Annotated in this window: 19 protein-coding genes and 1 tRNA gene; 10 read left to right on the top strand and 10 right to left on the bottom strand. The window is 33.6% G+C overall.

Features of this window, described 5'->3' with window-relative positions; all coding sequences use genetic code 11:
- The first annotated feature begins 277 nt into the window (after positions 1 to 277).
- The 7 genes from BM183_RS15760 to BM183_RS15730 all read left to right on the top strand — a co-directional run bounded on the left by BM183_RS15760 (position 278) and on the right by BM183_RS15730 (position 6,183).
- Positions 278 to 1,036 (top strand): ParA family protein, encoded by a 759-nt coding sequence (locus BM183_RS15760; RefSeq protein WP_091687834.1) that lies wholly within the window; start codon positions 278 to 280, stop codon positions 1,034 to 1,036.
- Between the two features lie 32 nt (positions 1,037 to 1,068).
- The gene (locus BM183_RS15755) at positions 1,069 to 1,971 is read left to right on the top strand and encodes a ParB/RepB/Spo0J family partition protein (protein ID WP_091687833.1); all 903 of its coding nucleotides are present in this window, start codon (positions 1,069 to 1,071) and stop codon (positions 1,969 to 1,971) included.
- Between the two features lie 26 nt (positions 1,972 to 1,997).
- A complete protein-coding gene (locus BM183_RS15750) occupies positions 1,998 to 2,510 on the top strand; it encodes a DUF4446 family protein (RefSeq protein ID WP_091687832.1) in 513 nt (170 codons plus the stop codon).
- A gap of 255 nt (positions 2,511 to 2,765) precedes the next feature.
- Positions 2,766 to 3,830 carry an HD-GYP domain-containing protein gene (locus BM183_RS15745; RefSeq protein ID WP_170848045.1) on the top strand — a complete coding sequence of 355 codons (1,065 nt, stop codon included), beginning with the start codon at positions 2,766 to 2,768 and terminating at the stop codon, positions 3,828 to 3,830.
- A gap of 336 nt (positions 3,831 to 4,166) precedes the next feature.
- Positions 4,167 to 5,057, top strand: a complete 891-nt coding sequence (locus BM183_RS15740; RefSeq protein WP_091687830.1) for a DUF3881 family protein — start codon at positions 4,167 to 4,169, stop codon at positions 5,055 to 5,057.
- 145 nt (positions 5,058 to 5,202) lie between these two features.
- Positions 5,203 to 5,276, top strand: a tRNA-Arg gene (locus BM183_RS15735).
- Between the two features lie 136 nt (positions 5,277 to 5,412).
- Positions 5,413 to 6,183: a class I SAM-dependent methyltransferase gene (locus BM183_RS15730; protein WP_091687829.1), complete on the top strand. Its 771-nt coding sequence runs from the start codon at positions 5,413 to 5,415 to the stop codon at positions 6,181 to 6,183.
- Positions 6,184 to 6,323: 140 nt separating this feature from the next.
- On the opposite strand, the gene BM183_RS15725 is transcribed toward BM183_RS15730, so the two are convergent.
- The 10 genes from BM183_RS15725 to BM183_RS15680 all read right to left on the bottom strand — a co-directional run bounded on the left by BM183_RS15725 (position 6,324) and on the right by BM183_RS15680 (position 16,986).
- Positions 6,324 to 7,763 (bottom strand): D-alanyl-D-alanine carboxypeptidase family protein, encoded by a 1,440-nt coding sequence (locus tag BM183_RS15725; RefSeq protein ID WP_091687828.1) that lies wholly within the window; start codon positions 7,761 to 7,763, stop codon positions 6,324 to 6,326.
- 337 nt (positions 7,764 to 8,100) lie between these two features.
- Positions 8,101 to 8,715, bottom strand: a complete 615-nt coding sequence (locus tag BM183_RS15720; protein WP_091687827.1) for a V-type ATP synthase subunit D — start codon at positions 8,713 to 8,715, stop codon at positions 8,101 to 8,103.
- 60 nt (positions 8,716 to 8,775) lie between these two features.
- Positions 8,776 to 10,164 (bottom strand): V-type ATP synthase subunit B, encoded by a 1,389-nt coding sequence (locus BM183_RS15715; RefSeq protein ID WP_091687826.1) that lies wholly within the window; start codon positions 10,162 to 10,164, stop codon positions 8,776 to 8,778.
- A gap of 15 nt (positions 10,165 to 10,179) precedes the next feature.
- A complete protein-coding gene (locus tag BM183_RS15710) occupies positions 10,180 to 11,946 on the bottom strand; it encodes a V-type ATP synthase subunit A (protein ID WP_091687825.1) in 1,767 nt (588 codons plus the stop codon).
- Between the two features lie 190 nt (positions 11,947 to 12,136).
- A complete protein-coding gene (locus BM183_RS15705) occupies positions 12,137 to 12,703 on the bottom strand; it encodes a V-type ATP synthase subunit E (protein ID WP_091687824.1) in 567 nt (188 codons plus the stop codon).
- A gap of 18 nt (positions 12,704 to 12,721) precedes the next feature.
- Entirely contained in the window at positions 12,722 to 13,030 is a 309-nt protein-coding gene (locus tag BM183_RS15700; RefSeq protein ID WP_091687854.1) for a V-type ATP synthase subunit F, read from the bottom strand.
- Between the two features lie 102 nt (positions 13,031 to 13,132).
- Positions 13,133 to 13,552, bottom strand: a complete 420-nt coding sequence (locus BM183_RS15695) for an ATP synthase subunit C (protein WP_091687823.1) — start codon at positions 13,550 to 13,552, stop codon at positions 13,133 to 13,135.
- A 26-nt stretch (positions 13,553 to 13,578) separates the two neighbouring features.
- Positions 13,579 to 15,480 (bottom strand): V-type ATP synthase subunit I, encoded by a 1,902-nt coding sequence (locus tag BM183_RS15690; RefSeq protein ID WP_091687822.1) that lies wholly within the window; start codon positions 15,478 to 15,480, stop codon positions 13,579 to 13,581.
- A gap of 20 nt (positions 15,481 to 15,500) precedes the next feature.
- Positions 15,501 to 16,538, bottom strand: a complete 1,038-nt coding sequence (locus tag BM183_RS15685; RefSeq protein WP_170848044.1) for a V0D/AC39 family V-type ATPase subunit — start codon at positions 16,536 to 16,538, stop codon at positions 15,501 to 15,503.
- A gap of 136 nt (positions 16,539 to 16,674) precedes the next feature.
- Complete coding sequence (locus tag BM183_RS15680) at positions 16,675 to 16,986, bottom strand: hypothetical protein (RefSeq protein WP_091687820.1); 312 nt, start codon at positions 16,984 to 16,986, stop codon at positions 16,675 to 16,677.
- Positions 16,987 to 17,331: 345 nt separating this feature from the next.
- On the opposite strand from BM183_RS15680, the gene trmB reads away from it, so the two are divergent.
- From trmB to BM183_RS15665, 3 genes are all read left to right on the top strand, one after another.
- Complete coding sequence (gene trmB / locus BM183_RS15675; protein ID WP_091687819.1) at positions 17,332 to 17,973, top strand: tRNA (guanosine(46)-N7)-methyltransferase TrmB; 642 nt, start codon at positions 17,332 to 17,334, stop codon at positions 17,971 to 17,973.
- 365 nt (positions 17,974 to 18,338) lie between these two features.
- Positions 18,339 to 18,656 carry a thioredoxin gene (gene trxA, locus BM183_RS15670; protein ID WP_091687818.1) on the top strand — a complete coding sequence of 106 codons (318 nt, stop codon included), beginning with the start codon at positions 18,339 to 18,341 and terminating at the stop codon, positions 18,654 to 18,656.
- 219 nt (positions 18,657 to 18,875) lie between these two features.
- The gene (locus BM183_RS15665; protein ID WP_091687853.1) at positions 18,876 to 19,928 is read left to right on the top strand and encodes an IS30 family transposase; all 1,053 of its coding nucleotides are present in this window, start codon (positions 18,876 to 18,878) and stop codon (positions 19,926 to 19,928) included.
- Positions 19,929 to 19,992 lie beyond the last annotated feature (64 nt).

Raw genomic sequence — 19,992 nt, 5'->3', positions numbered from 1 at the left:
AACTTATTAGAAGGTAGAACGTACAAGTTAGAAATAATTTGTACGTTTTTTGATTCTAAATTTAATTTTTAATATGTCTACCGGTGATGCATTTGGAAAGATAACTATTTACTTAGGTAGATTAAGGAGAACTAAATTTCTAGTAATTTCTAATGTTTCACGTGAAACATTAAATGAATCAAAAAAAATATAAAAGAATGTCGTAAAGTATAGATTAATAGTACAAATGATGATATAATACAATTATTGTAATAGTTTATAGAAAAGGGGAGATATCATGGGACGTATCATAGCTGTTGCTAATCAAAAAGGCGGAGTTGGTAAAACAACAACCACAATTAATTTATCGGCCTGTTTAGCGGAAAAAGGTAAGAAAGTATTAACGATTGATATAGATCCACAAGGTAATACTTCCAGTGGCTTAGGCGTGGATAAAAACAGTTTAGAAAATACTGTTTATCAACTGGTGATTGGAGCATCTCCTATTGAGGATTGTATTATAGACAATCTCTTTGAAAATCTATCAATATTGCCGTCCAATGTAAACTTGGCCGGTGCGGAAATTGAACTTATAGGAATTGACGAAAGAGAGTTTATTTTAAAAAAACATATCGAAAAGATAAGAAATAATTATGATTACATAATAATTGATTGTCCGCCATCCCTGAATACACTAACAGTAAATGCAATGACAACAGCTGATACTGTTTTAGTGCCAATTCAATGTGAATATTATGCATTAGAAGGGTTAACACAATTGATACATACAATTAATTTAGTGAAAAAACGTTTAAATCCGAACTTAGAAATTGAAGGTGTAGTATTTACCATGTTTGATGCAAGAACTAATTTGTCCTTACAAGTGGTAGAGAACGTTAAAGAAAATTTAAAACAAAACATATACAAATCAATTATTCCTAGAAATGTACGTTTGGCAGAAGCACCCAGTCATGGTCTGCCTATTAACATATATGATCCAAGATCAGCAGGTGCAGAAGGTTATAGAGATTTGGCAGATGAGGTAATTGATAGATAAACTTTGATTTATAAGAAAAGGTAGGAGGAAAGATGGCAGCTTTAAAAAAAGGTTTAGGTAAAGGCCTAGATTCTATGATACCCGAAAAAATTGATAATGATACAAATAAGGATAGGAAAAAAGAGATAGATGAAAATGTTTCACGTGAAACATTAATTAATATTAATGAAATTGAGCCAAATAGAGGGCAGCCCAGAAAAAGTTTTGAAGAGGATACCTTACAGGAGTTGGCAGATTCTATTAAACAATATGGTATTATTCAACCTTTAATTTTACAGAAGAAAGGTAAATATTATTCCATCATAGCAGGTGAAAGAAGATGGAGAGCCGCAAGAATTGCCGGATTAAAGAAAGTACCGGCAATCATAAAAGAATATACACCTCAAGAAAGTATGGAAATAGCTTTAATTGAGAATATACAAAGACAGGATTTAAATCCCATAGAAGAAGCTATGGCCTATCAAAATTTAATTAAGGAATTTAATTTAAAACAAGATGAAGTTGCTGAACGAGTGTCAAAAAGCAGAGTAGCTATAACCAATTCAATGAGATTGCTGAAATTGGATGAAAGAGTGCAGCAAATGATTACAGATGGTATGATATCTACTGGTCATGGTCGGGCACTTCTTTCTATTGAAGATAAAGATATACAGTATCAGATTGCAATGAAAGTATTTGATGAGAAGTTAAGTGTTAGAGAAATCGAAAAGTTAGTTAAAAAAATATTAGAGGACAAGCCAGTAAAAGAAGAAATTGCAGTTACTAAAGAAGATAGTTTTATTTATCACAATATAGAGGAAAAAATGAAAAAAATTATCGGAACTAAAGTAAGTATAAAAAGGAAAGCAAAGGATAAAGGAAGAATTGAAATAGAATACTATTCTACGGATGAGTTAGAACGAATTATTGAAATGTTTGAAGCATTGCATGAATAAAAGTACAGTAAACGAGGAGATAAAAAATGAGTGTTTTTGAAGAATTGGGTATTGATATTGGATATGTCTTATTAGGGGTAGTGGGTTTTTCAGTTATTCTATTTTTACTAGTCATCATTTTATTTGTAAAAAATAAAAACTTAAAAAAGAATTATAAAAGCTTTATGTCTGGTTCCAATGGTAAAGATCTTGAAGAAATCATTCTTTCAAGATTTTCGGAAATAGATTTCCTGAAATTAGAAAACAAGAAGATTAAAACAAAGCTAGAAGGTATCAGCGAAACCTTACTTTCTACTTATCAAAAAATTGGGATAGTAAAATACGATGCTTTTAAAGAGATGGGGGGAAAATTAAGTTTTTCTCTTGCTTTGCTGAATGATAATAATGATGGATTTATTATAAACTCTATGCATTCCAGTAGGGAAGGATGCTATACATACATAAAAGAAATATTAAAGGGAGAATCTTATGTGGTACTAGCAGAAGAAGAAAAACTTGCCTTGGAACAGGCAATTAATTCAAATAATTATATGGAGTAAGAGTAAGAAGTAAAACAAAGAGTTAATAAAATTCCTCTTTTTACTTTATCAAAGTAAGATGAGGATAATTTTATGTGTTATTCTTCCAAATTCAGTGGTGCTACAATAATTATATAACATAAGATTTCTAAAATGTAAGAAAATATTGAAATAATTAGGTCAGTTGGATTATTGTATTTTTGCGGTATTTAATAGATAATAGATAGGAAAGAAAGATGAGATATGGGCTAATATTACTTTAGTAAGGAGATGCCAATGAGAAGAATTTTAGTTGATTCTATTAAAGGTTCTGAAAAACTGGCAAGAGATATAGTAAACGATAATGGAACTATAATTATTGCAAATGGAAATGTATTAAAAAAACAATACATAGACAGATTAAAAGAATTAGGTATAAATTATATATACGTGGAGGACGAGTTATCAGAAGGAGTAGACGATGAACAAATTCAAGAATTACTCATTCAAGATCAATGCCTTACCAATGTAAAAGAAATAATTGATAAATATTCATATCAAGCAGTCGATGAGTTAATAGAAATTAAAAAAATAGCAGAAGAAATTATACGGGATATATTAAAAGAGCCCGAGGTTATGTTCAGTATATACGGTATCAGGAAGAAAAGTGAAAGTATTTATTCTCATTGTATCAATGTGTGTTCCCTTTCTGTTTTAATAGCTATTAAAATGAAACTCCCCAGAACAAAAATACGAGATATAGCCGTTGGTAGTTTACTACATGATATTGGTTATAATTTAGTTAGTTTTGATTACATGGATAGTATTTTTAATAATTGTACGAAAGAACAGCAGAAAGAGCTTATGAGCCATGTAATTGACGGTTATTCTCTACTAATAAGAGAGAGTTGGATATCCGTATCCTCTAAAGACATTATATTATGTCATCATGAAAGATTAGATGGTTCCGGCTATCCTTTTCATAAAAAAGCAGATAAAATTAAGATAGGAAGTAAAATTGTAGGAGTATGTGATGAATTTGATTCCAAGGTATATGGTCATCTGGAGCCTAAAATGAAAGTTCATGACACAATTCGTTATATCATAAATCAGAGTGGAATAAAATTCGATCCTGATGTGGTAAATGCGTTTAAAGATTCCATAGCTTATTACCCAAATGGCATAGGGATTGTAACAAATGAAGGTGAAACCGGTATTGTTTTAAGACAAAATCCTAGAAATCCAGCTCGACCTGTAATTCGTATGATTACGGACATACAGGGTAATAAGTATAATTATTGGTTGGAAAAAGATTTGACAAAGTACACTAAAATAGCCATATGGGATACAATTGAGTTATAAACCAAATTTATACAATTTCTATTAAAATATTCAGCTAGATTTCTATTTAATTAAACTCTTATATTTGTTAATGTTTTAGTTCATTATATATTAAGTTAAATACTAATAAGAAAATAGCAAAAATAAATGGTAATAATAAGTGTTATAAATAGAATGGTATAAATAGTGATCCAAGTATAAAAAATTCAATTTTTTATATATTGCTAATGATAGTAAAATGTGTTATAAGTATTAGGTATATTATAAAGTGACAGGGAAATATTAATTAAATAATTTAAATAGAAATAATACTTTGTATTTTTTAAATGATACAATTAAGTTAGGTGGTGAATGATTATGCATAGTTATTTAAGAGCAGTAGGATTTAGTGAATATACAGATAGAAGTGAGTTGGAACGATTATTTAGCATGATCATAGATCAGCCGACGGAAAAAAAATCTTTTCATCTACAAAATGGCAAGTATTTTACTGAAATATCGAAAGACTTTTCTAAAGATATAGGTATTACTTTAAGAGGAGAGGTTGACCTGGATGGTAAGTTTTATATGGAACATTACTATCCATACTCAAAAAGTCATTATATAAGTACCAAAGAAGAAACATCCATTATTAAAAGAGTCGATACAGAAGCATATACGGGTATGTGTGATGATGTTAGGTTAGGGGTTTCTTTAATCTTTTATCTTCAGAATGTGGTGGATTATTTAAATGAAGGCAAAGGTAAAGAAAAGAAAGGTATGACATGGCCTATTAATTTATCTGCATTATCAATATCCGGAAAGATACTGCTTCCTTTAGAGCATAATGAAAAGCTTACAAAAAGTAATACAGCAGATATTCAATATAGAAGACAACTGATAGCTGAAGCAAAAAAAGGCAATCAAGAGGCTATTGATAGTCTGACAATTGATGACATTGATATGTATGCCATGATTTCTAGAAGGGCAAAGTATGAAGATATTTATTCTATAGTGGAAACCTCTTTTACTCCATTTGGCTCAGAATCTGATAATTATACTGTAATAGGTACTATAATGGATATGGATAAAAGTATAAATGAAATAACAGGTGAAGAAATCGTAGGTTTAGTTGTTAATTGTAATGATGCGATTTTACAGGTTATAATTAATCAAAAGGATTTATATGGGGAACCTGCAATTGGAAGGCGATTTAAAGGAAATATATGGCTTCAGGGAAATATAGATTTTTCAACAAGCAACCTGTAATAATATCCGAATAAGATATAGAATCTATACACATATAAAAAATAGTTTAAAATAAAGTATAAAATAGATAAAACATAGTATATGTCAGCCTTGACTTTAAAAAGGTTTCAACATATAATAAAAAAGGTGCCATTATTGACATCTTGCATCTATAGCTCAGTAGGATAGAGCGACCGCCTCCTAAGCGGTAGGCCGCTGGTTCGAATCCAGTTAGGTGCATCAAGATTATCAGGCTGAAACAGATGCAAAATTGCATCTGTTTCAGCCTGATTGTTTATGTTATACTTAAAATATCCGATGGCGGGATATGTTTATGTTTCGAATCAGATTATTTATCGTACAAGGAGAATCACCCATGCATCAAAATGAAATCATTGATAATAATAAAAATTATTGGAACGAAAATGCAGACTCATGGTTTGGCACAACCGCACTTCCTACATATGGTGTTAAATTTGTTTCTGAGGATGATTTGCATTTGTTTAAAGATGTTTCCGGCAAAAAAGTATTGGAAATCTGTTGCGGCAGTGGTCATTCACTCAAATATCTCGCTGATAGAAATGCTGCTGAATTATGGGGAGTTGATCTATCCCACAAGCAATTAGAAAACGCAGAAAATTACTTGCGAGAAAATGGATATACCGCAAAGCTTATCTGTTCACCTATGGAAGCGGAGCTTAATATTCCGAAAGACTATTTTGATTATGTCTATTCCATATATGGCATAGGTTGGACAACTGATTTACAAGGTACATTCAATAAGATAGCTTCCTTCTTAAAGAAAGACGGTATATTTATATTTAGTTGGCATCATACGCTAAATTACTGTGTAGCTTGGTCTTGTAGCCAGCGGCAAGATGTGATAGAAAATGACCAATTGGTTTTCAGCAAAAGCTATTTTGATGAGTCTTATTTTACTATGCCCGTTCACGGTAGGGAGATAGTTTTATGTAATAGAAAAATTTCAACATATATAAATGCATTGGCAAAAGCCGGATTTGCTGTAGAGCAAATGATTGAACTGAATGACAAGCAAACCATGGAATCCGTTGACGATAACAGTGACAAAACCAAAAAAGCAAAAATGATACCAATTTCAGTATGCTTTAAGGCAAGGAAACTCTGATGTAGCAGCATAATTAGGAATATAGTCTACATTGTTACGAATGGTACATAAGATTAGGTTAAATAGAAGCACCCTGTTTTTTCATGAGATAGCAGGGTGCTTCTCGTGTACAGAATCAGACTATATAAATCAGTATAATGCTATAAATCAATATAAGATGTATCAGAGGAATGCTTTCTTCGGTTCCTCTTCTGATGATATGCCTGTCTGCGTTTTCGGAAAGGAATCTCAACGAATATAACATATAATCCGGCACCCAGAACAACTACGCCTACTATTACCCCTATAACGATGGATTTCATACTTATATTGGATTTTCCTATTATAGGCTTACCATCTTCCCCTTTCTCGGATTCTACAGTCTGCAAAGGCAAAATTGAAGACTTTAATAAGGTATCCGAAGCAACATTATTAAATATAATATCCGAGGAACCAGCAAACATTCCATTGTAGGAGTATGAAATAGTACCAATAATATGTTCACCCTCTACCAATTTAGTTATAGGCTTGAATTCTATTTCTTTCTTTACATCTTCTAAAGAAGCGCCATTTGGTAAGATAATATTACTTTCAGGGTTTAATTTTAATGCAGTTCTGGTTGTACTAAATACCGCATTATTATTGCTAAACAAGGAAATAGACTCAGTATCCATTGGATTTTCCATCTCTGCAATATTATATACGGAAAAATTATTAAAACCATAGTTTAATATATTTGAAGTATCAGAATATTCATCTTTAATACTATCGCAGCTCATAACCACGCTGATTAAGGTCATTCCGTTACGTTCTGCAAAGGTTACCAATGTGTATTTTGCTTTAGTAGTATATCCTGTCTTACCTCCAATAGCGCCTTCAAATGGCATTGCCCCATTAATAAATTTATGATGGTTTGCCAATGGTCTTGCTTTCTCCTGAATATTGGTGGGAGGTATTGTAAAGGTCCTTGTGCTTGTTATCTTGCGAAAAGTAGGATTATTAATCGCAGCCCTTGATATTACTGCCATATCATATGCAGAAGTATAGTGATCCGGATCCGGAAGGCCATGAGGATTTATAAAATGGGAATCTGTAGCACCCAATTCTTTTGCTCTTTTATTCATAAGAGCGGAAAAAGAATCCACATCTCCGGATATATGTTCTGCCACAGCGTAGGATACTTCATTTGCAGATTCTAACATAATACCATATAAACTTTCTTCCATAGTAAGCCGCTCTCCAACATCTATGCCGATACGGCTGCTGTCTAAATCCACATCAAAGACAGCTTTTTTTGAGAAAGTCACCGTTTCCCCTAAAGATGAATTCTCTAATGCCAGTAAGGCAGTTAAAATCTTAGTAATACTGGCAGGATAGTAAGAATCATGTACATTTTTTGAATATAGAATAGCTCCGGTAGAAGCCTCCATAACGATTGCAGCGCTGGCATTTACCTTTGGTTGTTCTGCGTTTACTATTGTTTTTTCATCTATAGACTTACTGTAATTTATAGCAGAAGGATTTATTACTTCCGCTTTTGCAGTTATAACATTGCTAAATGTGATACAAATTAAACTCATTAAAATTAAACACTTTTTCATGAAAACTCCTATCTGCGTGTGTTAGCACGTATTAAATCAAGATGTTGAAAAAATTATTTTTCAACTTACTCATTTATTCCATATCTTTTTATATTAACCTAATTTATAGATAGTATGTGAAAATAATAATTATATTATAGATTATTTTAGAGGTTGTATCAAGAAGAATAAGAAAACATTTACTAAAATAATATGAAAGATTATGACAATATACTGCACATTATGGCATGAAGGCAAAAAAAATGCTCTAACGTATATAAAGAAAGTATTTAAACTCGTTATATACACTAGAGCAATCCATATATTTTAATTTGCAAGTCAAAATAGCCTCAGAAATCTATCCATGTCTTCGCTTTATTACCTTTAATCTTGTAAATTCTTCACGTTCTTTTTCTTCTAAAGCATTTTGTATATTAACCGTAAGAGTACTATAATAAGGAATCGTAATATTTTTTAAAGCATTGGCACGTTTTTGGGTCTTTTTAATATTGGCAGCCAATCGGTAAGCTGAATTTTCAATCATGGAAAGGCGGAGGGTCAGTTCTTTTACCTTTTTAAATTGATTGGTTGCTTCATCAAGAGAAACTCTGGTATTAAAGAAAGAATAAGTTGGTTTACTGCCGGAACGGTCGAATTCCACCAGAGGAATTTCCGTACCCATAATACTTCTTTGTTTAATTTGTATAGAGTTTTCTTCCGGTATCGTACTGCTTAAATCTTCTACGTTACGAATTCCCATTTCGATATTAGCTGTCTGCAAAGCTCTATAGGCAGCAGTAAAGGTAGTATCAATTTCAGATTGAATATCTTTTGCCTGCTCAATTAAATCCATAAGTTCCCGGATTAATATATTACGCTTTTTATCCATCAAATCATAGCCTTGTTTTGCCAATGCCAATGAATTTTTTGCTAAAATTAAGTTACCTTTGGTTGGAAACGTATTGGGATTCATAAATACCTCTTTTCTATAAGCTTCAAAGAATATGGAATTCTTATTTTGTCAAAACATTTGCTATTCGTTACTAACAGATGCTTTATAATATTGATTCAATATCTTTGTATCTACACGATCCAGTTCTTCTCTTGGAAGAATGCCTAACAGCTCCCATCCTTTATTCAATGTTTCTATAATAGAGCGGTCTTCAGCCTGGCCTTGAGAAATGAATTCTTTTTCCATAGCAATACCAAAAGCTAAATATTTCTTATCAATGTCGGATAATTCATCTTCCCCGATAACACTTGCTAATGCTCTGGCTTCACCTACTCTTGCGTAAGAGGAAAATAGCTGATTGGCAAGGTCTTGATGGTCTTCACGGGTATATCCTTTACCAATACCGTCCTTCATTAAACGGGAAAGAGAAGGAAGGATGTTAATAGGGGGATATACTCCCTTTTGATATAAAGAACGCTCTAATACAATCTGTCCTTCTGTAATATATCCGGTTAAGTCAGGAATAGGATGGGTAATATCATCATTTGGCATTGTAAGAATAGGAATTTGAGTTACGGAGCCATTTACATCTTTTACAATACCGGCTCTTTCATACAAAGAAGCCAATTCACTATAAAGGTAACCGGGATAACCTTTTCTGCTTGGGATTTCTCCTTTGGAGGAGGAAACTTCACGCATGGCTTCAGCATAAGAAGTCATATCGGTTAATATTACAAGGATATGCATGTTCTTTTCAAATGCCAGGTATTCTGCGGCAGTTAATGCAACCTTTGGTGTTATCAGTCTTTCAACTACAGGATCGTTGGCTAAGTTTAAATACATAACAACATGGGAGCTTACACCGCTTTCTTCAAATGTACGACGGAAAAAATCAGCTACGTCATGCTTAATACCCATTGCTGCAAATACAATAGCAAATTCTTCTTTGCTGTCTTCTCCAAGGGAAGCCTGTTTTACAATCTGTGCAGCAAGTTGATCATGTGGAAGACCGTTTCCGGAAAAGATAGGCAGCTTCTGTCCACGAATTAAAGTAGTCAGGCAATCTATGGATGAAATACCTGTTTTAATGTAATTACGTGGATATTCTCTGGAACAAGGGTTTAAAGGCTGGCCGTTTACATCCCTTTTTTCTTCTCCTATAATATTCCCAAGTCCGTCAATCGGCTGACCGATTCCGTTAAATACTCTGCCTAAAATTTCTTCGGAAAGAGCTACTTCCATAGGGTGTCCCATTAACTTAGTATGGGTATTTAATAAAGACATATCGTCCGTTCCCTGGAATACCTGAATAACTGCTTTATCTTCATATATTTCAATGATTCTTCCGATTTTTTTCTTATTACCTTCAACGGTTATTTCTACAATTTCATCGAAGGAGGCATCTCTAACACCCTCTAAAACGATTAGAGGGCCATTTATTTCACTAAGTCCTAAATATTCTATTGACATTGGTATGGTCCCTCCTTATCCATTCTTTTCCATTACATTATGATAGAATGTATCAATCATTTTTTTATACTCTTCAAATTTATAAAGTTCATCATTTGCCACATCGTATTTAATGGAGATAACTTTTTCATATATATCTTCCGCTCTTAATACAGACATTGGCATATTCATATTAATTAATTGTTTTGATTTATCGTATAGATAAAGTATAGTTTCCATCATCTTTAATTGCTTTTCTAGGGGTACATAAGTATCTGATGGATGGTAAGCATTCTGTTGAACAAAACCAAGCCGGATGACCCTGGCAATTTCTAATACAAGTTTTTGATCATCAGGTAATACGTCACTGCCTATTAATTTAACTATTTCATTTAACTGGCTTTCCTGTGTTAATATATTCAGAATCTTACCGCGGCACTCTACAAAATTATCTCCTACATTAGTAAGGTACCAGGGAGCCAAGTCATTTAAATAATCACTGTAACTGGTAAGCCATTGAATGGCTGGAAAATGTCTTGCATAGGCTAAGGATTTATCCAATGCCCAAAAACATCTTACAAATCGCTTTGTATTCTGTGTTACCGGTTCAGAAAAATCACCGCCCTGTGGTGATACAGCTCCAATGATGGATACACTGCCATCTGTGCCATTAAGGTTTTCCATAAAACCAGCACGTTCATAAAAGGCAGATAATCTGGAGGCTAAGTAAGCAGGGAAACCTTCCTCCGCCGGCATTTCTTCCAGACGTCCGGATAATTCACGAAGAGCCTCAGCCCACCGGGAGGTAGAATCAGCCATAATAGCCACGTGATATCCCATATCACGATAATATTCAGCCAAAGTAATGCCGGTATATATACTTGCTTCACGGGCAGCAACGGGCATGTTTGAAGTATTGGCAATTAAAGTGGTTCGGTCAAGAAGAGGATTTCCGGACTTAGGATCCACTAATTTAGAGAAATCTTCAAGAACCTCAGTCATTTCATTTCCACGTTCGCCGCAGCCTATATATACAATAATGTCTGCATCAGACCATTTTGCCAATTGGTGCTGTGTCATGGTTTTACCTGTACCAAAACCTCCGGGAATGGCAGCAGTACCTCCCTTGGCAATTGGGAAAAGTGTATCAAGAATACGTTGTCCGGTAATTAAAGGCCTGTCTGCGGAAAATCTTTTATTTACCGGTCTTGGTATACGGATAGGCCATTTTTGAGTTAAAGATAATTCTTTTTCCACACCGTTGTTATCCTTTATGGTAACAATAGTATCTGTAATGGTATATTTGCCGTCAGGGGCAACTTTTGTAACAACACCGGAAATGTCCGGAGAAACCATGGATTTGTGAAGAATTGCAGTAGTTTCCTGCACCTCTGCAATTATGGAACCTCCATAAATCTTATCCCCTTCTTTGACAGTAATGTGAACATCCCACATCTTGGCGGTATCCAGTGATTCAACACTAACACCTCTGGATATAAAAGCTCCTGATTGTTTGGAGATTTCTTTTAATGGTCTTTCAATACCATCAAATATATTACCAATAATACCGGGTGCCAAAGTAACGGATATGGCAGCTCCCGTTGATATTACTTCCTGTCCCGGCTTTAGACCGGTAGTTTCTTCGTAAACCTGGATGGTTGTTTTGGATTTGGTTAAAGCAATTACTTCACCAACTAAACGGTCTTTACCTACCAAAACCATTTCACCCATCTTAAATCCAAGATTACCGGATAGGTAAATAACTGGTCCATTTATGCCGGATATTTTTCCTGTTATATTCATAATGGAGAAAACTCCCCTTTCTTAGCTTTATTCTAGCTATATTAACCTCATCAGGGAAGCGTACTTGCCTGTTTCAGCAGGAACTTAATCTGCTGAAATGCCACGTAGTGGCAATGAGGTTTACTTAGCAAGTAGCGTAAGCGGATAAACTTGTCTAAAGGCATACGGGAATATCCGCTTTGATTGATTCTTAGAAGGAAAAAGAATTTTTCGCTTCTGAAAGTTTTGTTGAGAAGGAATTATCAATCAATATGTTTTTAGAATGAATAACCGCTCTGGTTCCACCTATAAAGTCTCTGGTACTTACGGTAAGGTTTACCCCTGTATTGGTTTCTAGAAGCTTTTTCATTCCTGCATCGGAAGAATTTATATAGATTATAATTTCATCCTCTCTGGCAAATTCTTTTGCTCTGGAAATCTGAGTAATTAATAAATCAAAATACTCAGGTGTTTTCATATATTCTTCTAATTTTAAAGCTACATCCTGAAAAAGTTTATCAGCTAATTCAGAAGATTTTTCATTTATTTTTCTTTTAATATTTATAGCTTCACTTGATAGTGTACGGTTTTTCTCACGCATTAAATTTTCAGATTCTGCAAGATAAGCAGCTTCTGTTTTTTTTAAGGCATTTTGTTTATGTTCGTCATATAATTGCTGAAGAGATTCTTGGTACTGGTGAACGATTTCAATGTTTTGGCTTGTTGCACTATCAATAACTGCTTTGGAGAATAATTCTAATTTCTCATCTAAAGTCACGTTTTAAATCTCCTCTCTTTATAGTTTAACTCCAATGGCTTCATTCACATAAGAGGTAATGAAGTCCGGTTTACGGCCTGTTCCATGTCTGTCCGGTATTTCAACGATCAAAGGAAGTTTTCGATTTAATTTTACATCATTGATAATCTGGGGAAACTCAAGACTTAATTTTTCTGTAATGAGCAGTACACCGATGGTTTTATCACTGATTGCTTTATCCAATTGTTCTTTTAAATGTTTCTTTGAATGTATAATAACACCGTCTACACCTGCCAGGCGCATACCGGTGTAGGTATCAACGTTATCGCTGATTAAATACATGCGCATAATAACCTCGATTCTGGCGCCTTGGCGCCTTGGATAACGAAAATAATTTGTTTGCCAGCTCAAACTTTCCGGTTGAAAAAACATTGTTTTTCAACCTACCCTTTATCCTAAGATAGTAAAGGAAACGATTAGTCCGTAAAGTGCAATACCTTCTGCTAGAGCTACAAAGATAAGTGCTTTACCCATGATGCTGGAATCTTCGCTGATTGCACCTAAAGCAGCAGAAGCAGCAGAAGCAACGGCAATACCACCACCGATACAGGATAAGCCTGTAGATAAAGCAGCAGCAATGTATTTCCATCCGGAAGTAGCTGCTTCAGCAGTAGCTGTAACTTCAGCAGCGGAAATTTTACCGCTGAATAATAATATATCAGCTAAAATTAACGTTCCAAAGAAGAAAAATGAGTTGCATGCCAAAGAAGCTTTAAAGCCGCCTTTTCTTTTTTTACTTAAAAGAAATGCTCCAAAAGGTATTATAATACTTAATATTAAAGTGATAACTAAAATAATTCTTGCTGTCATAATATGAATCCTCCTAAAATGAATAATTATTTATTTTTAAATGGTTTAAACTCTTTACCGGTTCCTTTATAAAAACGGCTGAACATTTCGTAATATTCCAATCTCAGAACCTGAATTCCAACAATTAACCCTTCCATACCGGCTACGAATATGTTACCGAGGATAATGATAAAGATATTAGGATGAGCAGATTCTGCCTGTCCCAGAAGCATTACAACTCCCATCATAGCCACATGGCTCATGGCAAATGCGCCAACACGAAGGAAGGAAATGGTGTTGGTTACATAGCTTAGTAAAATTTCTACCAGCTCAAATAATGATTCTACAAAGAACATGATTTTACTATCCGGTAAAATTTCGGATTTCTTTTGAATCAAGTGAGTTAACGGCTCTTTGAAGAATATAAGTAATAAAGGTATTACAAAGAAAATGACCAGTATGATAGTTGCAGGTAACGATTTTCCGGTTGCAGTTAAAGCAATGCAAGTAATAGCAGCACCATAGAAAACAAGTCCGGCAACACCATTGGTGTCAAATAAAACTCTTTCTGTATCTTTTGCTTTCAGACCATTTATGATATTTAAAATCATTGCAATTAAAATCAAGGCAACTCCAAAACCTACTGCTGTCAGTAATACGGTCATAACATTTTCCATTGGATTTAACCACAGATGGGGTATGACATCTTCAAATCCAAAGATACTTCCGTATAAAAATCCAAATATGGTGGAAAAAATACCAGCAGAAGCAATAATAGCAGCCAAATTGGATTTTTTAAGTTTATAAATCAATGCACCCCCAAGGATTAAACAGATACCTTGCCCTACATCACCAAACATCATACCAAACAGCAGGGAATAGGTGATAGCTACAAAGAAGGTTGGGTCAATTTCGTTATATGCAGGGGTTCCATACATTTTTATAAACATTTCAAAGGGTTTGAATATCCTCAGGTTTTTAAGTTTTGTAGGAGGTTTTGTAGTTAAACTGGCGTGATCGTCTTCTACAATACAATAGATATCATTTTCTTTTTCCATATCGGATAACAACCTATTGGAATTTGCTTCCGTTACCCAGCCGCATAAGATAAAATACAGGTTGCTCTCTTCTTTTTTCTTAGTACAGGCTGCCATTTTTCTAACATCAAAGTTATTGGAAAAAGTTATTAAGGTATTATAAGCGGATAAAACATCATCTTTAACCGTTTGTAATTGTTCTTTAATTTGTACACGCAGAGTATCTATTTGATCCGATATCTGCTTTTGTTTCTCTATAATAGTGTTATAAGCTTCTTCCGGTGTTCCCTCATATTCATTTGGCAAAAACATTTTTTCAAAATGCAGGGAAGAATAAATAGCATCTACCTTTGCAGAATCTCTTTCCGGAACAAAATATACACCCCAGACATATTCAGCATCTCTGTCACATTCAATAAATAGCGTAGTTAAATTATCATAAACGTGTTTGGAGAATTTCGTGTAATATTCATAAGATATTCTTCCAAATCGAAATTTAATAAATTTAAATTGCAAAATTTTATTGATATCATAGTTTAAGTGACGAAAAGGCTCAATTTGCTTGATTAATTCATATAGATGACTTCTTTGTGCCTTTAATTCCTTCTTTTTGGCATTCAACTCTTCCAATTGAGAAAGAACGGAATTTAAATAATTAGAAGCCTCTTCTACAGACATGTCCTTTTTCTTATAAGGCCCGGTGTTATCTAATTTTTTTATTATTTCTTCAGACCTACTTAATACTTCTTTATAGGGATTGATTTCTACAAATGGTTTTAAGTTTTTTACAGAACTTAATTCTGTTAAAGCATTTTCAAGATGTATTTCATATTTATTCAGATATACATTTACAACACGATCAAATTCATTTTTGGGACCGGTAATGCTTATAAACTTCATTTTTTCAATCATTGTTTACACCTCCAATTCATTTATTGTAATACATATCTAAGGGTATCTTCCGGTTCCAGCTTGTATCTTATACATTCAAGGGCAGTGGTGAGCCGTTTGATTTCTATTTGTTTCTTTAACAGATAGGCATAAACAGGAGCCATGGATGAAGAGTAACGGGCAGCATTATTCTCAGCTATACTTAACATTATTTTTTGATAGTAAATCTCCATAGTACCATCCAGTAAGGTGGAACTAATTTTTTTATAATAAGTAGTATTCAGCCGGGCGATAAATTCGTCAATGGAGGAAGCCTCTATTAACTTCATCAACTGTTCATTTTTTAACTTATAGTGAATCGGTATCACATAAGAATAAGAATCCGTTGTATGAATATTAAAAAACCTTTTAGAGCGGTACAGCCACATAATATTAAGAATATCTATTTCTGAACCAAGTCTATGGGTGAAAACTTTTAAATTATCTCCCTTTAATTTCTTATCCTTTAGCTTCCACATTTTTTTAAAATAATAAATGTCAAGCTGCATTTCATAATCAAAGGAGGTGATATTATCTCGATTTTGTAAATGATTAAACAAAGAATAATATTCGGTTCCTTTTAGATTGTCCACAAATTCCTCCATACTTTGGGAAGCGGCAAGGGCACTTATATTGAGTTTTGAATGATGTTCAAAAAAAGTATAAAAAGTAGACAAGTCGTAGGTGTCACTATCTTTGTTGTAAACAAGCTGTATACATGTCTTTAATACATTTATTTCATAACGAAAGAATGTTAAATCCAAAGCATTTCTCTGTTCCATATTGGCAAAATTATAAACACTGGAAAAGTCCCGGTATAAAGCGTTTATAAAAACCCCTTCTACCTGGCCCCGGTGCAATAGATGTTCATCCATATTATAAAAGATGCTATGATATCCTTTATGATTTTTTAAGTAGGTAATGAAATCAGAAATGGATTCCAGATTCGCTATTCTTTCGAAATCGGTTTTAGTTATTAAATTAGATTGCATAGCTTTAACTTTTGTAATTATTCCGCTATAGTTTAATAAACGATTCATAAGAACTCCCATCTGCGTGCTTTGGCACGCTTACAAAACAAGTAGCCTCAATTTAGGCGCTTTAGGGCTTTATATGGCAGCAACTTTGTGCCGGAGCACAACCAGTTGAAAAACATATTTTTTCAACTTAACTCCTTTATGACTGTATTAAACTTAAGAATATTTTATTAACAAGAGCATCATGATTGTGCTGATATTGGGATTCCATATGTTCCAGCTGTTTATTACAATCATTGATTAAAGCTTGTCGTTCCTCAGCCAATTCTTTGTTGATTTGCGCTTGTAGAGCATGTATTCTGTCTGCTTTGTCTGCAGCTATAGAATTATCTAACTGCTTTATGTCTTCTTCTAATTTCTTATGAAGTTCCATTTTCTCTTCGTTAGCGCGCTTCATGATTTCATCGGCTTTTTCTTCTATTTCGGAAAGAAGATTAATCACTTTTTCCATTCCTTAACCTCCTATATTTTTTACTTAAATTTCATAAATAAATAATACTCTCATTTTTCATTTTTGCTACTGTCAATATGGACAAAATTACTGGTTTATTTTATGAAAATTGTGCAATATCAACATGTTTATGAAAAAGGAGAACAAAAATAGCTAAAAAAAGTATCTGCATTATTGTAACGAATTATTAATATTTTAAGATTGAAATAGAAATGGATGCCATTATTTCATATGAATGGAATTTCATATTGATACAAAAACAACTTGTCAATAAACCGGTCTGTGTTATAATAAAAAAGAGTATACAATTTTTTCTTAACAGGAAGAGTATAGGAGAAAAGTTTTATGAGACTGCGTAATATAAAAGGCTCCAGAGAAACCATTTCTTCCAATGAATATGTAATCCATGAACCGGAAAAGTTAAAAGGTGTATGGAAGGAATTCTTTGGAAATGATAATCCCATCCATATAGAAATAGGAATGGGAAAAGGTAAATTTTTAACCCAGCTGGCAATTGAGAATCCGAATATAAATTATATTGGTATTGAAAAATACTCCAGCGTATTAATTCGTGCCATTGAAAAAAGAAATGAATTAGATATTGATAATTTATTTTTTATTCGATTTGAAGCGGAATATATTAATGATATATTTGACGAAGATGAAATCGACAGAGTGTATTTGAATTTTTCAGATCCCTGGCCAAAAGACAGGCATGCTAAGAGAAGGCTCACTTCAAAAGAATTTTTAGCCAGATATGATAAATTATTAGTGCCAAAAGGATATGTTATATTTAAAACAGATAACCGGGATTTATTTGATTTTTCCCTGGAACAGGTAGAACTTGCAGATTGGAAGCTTCTAAATAAAACTTATGATTTACATCATAGCGAATATGCCGGGGGAAATGTCATGACGGAATATGAAGAGAAATTTTCTTCAATGGGTAATCCAATATGCAGATTGGTAACTTACCGGGAAAAATAAAAGCAGATGACTTAAAGTAATGGTACTATTCATATATTTAACTTAATATGTTATGATAAGAAATAGTATGAAATCAGGTGAATATCCCGCTATATCTGATAAGGTATCAAATGGGAGCCTCATATGAAAAAATCAATAAAATTAAAGATATCCAAAATTTTTTGCTGTAATGTTTGTTTAAACAAGCATGCAATACTAATTAAGCGCTCATGGGATGAAGTAGAAGCAATTCTTTGCAGAAAAAGAAAATGCCCCAAAAAGTGTGATTCTCATAAACACAAATGTTAAAAAGTTAAAATGCATAATCTAGAACAGATGTGGCAATATAAGCATAGACATCTGTATTGTACAGAAGGAGGAATATTATGGAATTTAAATTTACAGACGAAAATTTTGAAGCAGAAGTGCTGAAATCAAACCAACTGGTGTTGGTAGACTTTTATGCTGATTGGTGCGGACCATGTAAAATGCTTGCACCCACTATTGAAGAAGTAGCCAAAGAGTATAAAGATTCAGTTAAAGTTGGTAAACTAAATGTTGATGAATCACCAAAGACTGCTGAGAAATATAGAGTTATGACTATACCAACCTTGTTATTTATTAAGAATGGCCAGGTACTTGATACTGTAGTTGGTGTTATACCTAAGGCTCAAATTACAGAAAGACTAGAGAAATTAAAGTAAATATAATATAAGTACTCTTAGTAACGTAGGGTTTAAAAGGTGAAGGATCTCAGAAAGCACTTAAATACTGGATTCTTCGCCTTTTGGTTTTGAATGATAAAAAAATTGGTAAGTTGTAAGATTAAGTGACGGATAATTAAATATAAAAAGAAACATGGTAGTTCTTTATTGTATAATGTAATCACCACAAAAACATTTACAAAGGAAAAAGTAACTACCATGAGTCTAATTCATATTACCACAAACAGCACAAAAAATAAACATTTAACAGAAATCGAAAGATATAAAATTGAAGCTTACCTCAAGGATAATAAGAAAGCCTGGCAAATAGCCCAGCTGCTTGGAAAGAGTGAACGCACCATCCAGCGTGAGATTAAAAGAGGTACTGTAATACTACTTGATACGGAGTTAAGGGAGTACAAGACCTACTGCGCAGATACTGCACAGCGTAAATACGACGAGAACGCAGCAAATAAGGGAAGGAATTATAAGATTGGAAATGATCATGAGCTGGCAGGATATATTGAGCGAATGATCGTGGAGGAGAAATATTCACCTGATGCAGTCATAGGCAGAATAAGACTGGAAGGAAAGTTTCAGACATCTATCTGCACAAAAACACTATATAACTACATTGACTCTGGATTATTTCTTCATTTGACTAATAAAGATCTTCCGTTAAAGAAAGAAGGAAAGAGGCGAATCTACCGGAAGGCGAAAGTGGCATTAAAGAATCTGAAAGGCACCAGCATAGAAGAGCGCCCTGATGAGATCGAGAATAGGGATGAATACGGGCACTGGGAAATGGATTGTGTAATTGGGGGACAGAACAAAGGTAAGGCTGTATTGCTTGTATTGAGCGAGAGAAAGAGCCGTGAGGAAATCATTTTCAAGATGACAGGGAAAACCCAGGAATGTGTTAAAAAGGCTCTGGACAGCCTGGAGAAGAAACATGGGTATGAGCGATTTGTGGAAATGTTTAAAACAATAACAGTGGATAATGGAAGCGAGTTCCTTGATTTTGGAGGCATAGAAAAATCAGTTAAAAGGAAGAAAAAGACCCGGACCAAGGTATATTATGCCCACCCATTCAGTTCATGGGAACGGGGTACAAATGAGAATACAAACAAACTGATCAGACGGTTTATACCGAAGGGGGGCAGCATAGATGATGTGACTCCATCTATGATAAAATATATAGAGAATTGGCTTAATAATTATCCGAGACGGATACTGGGATATAGAACTCCAAATGAAGTAAAGATAGCATAACATTGTGTATGATAACAATAATGAATACCAAATATTTACACGACATTTAAACTTGCAATTTTCA

Source organism: Anaerocolumna aminovalerica (genome assembly GCF_900115365.1).
GTDB classification, from domain to species: domain Bacteria; phylum Bacillota; class Clostridia; order Lachnospirales; family Lachnospiraceae; genus Anaerocolumna; species Anaerocolumna aminovalerica.
Note: the sequence above shows the minus strand (reverse complement) of the source record. Positions and strands in the feature narration are given on the sequence as shown.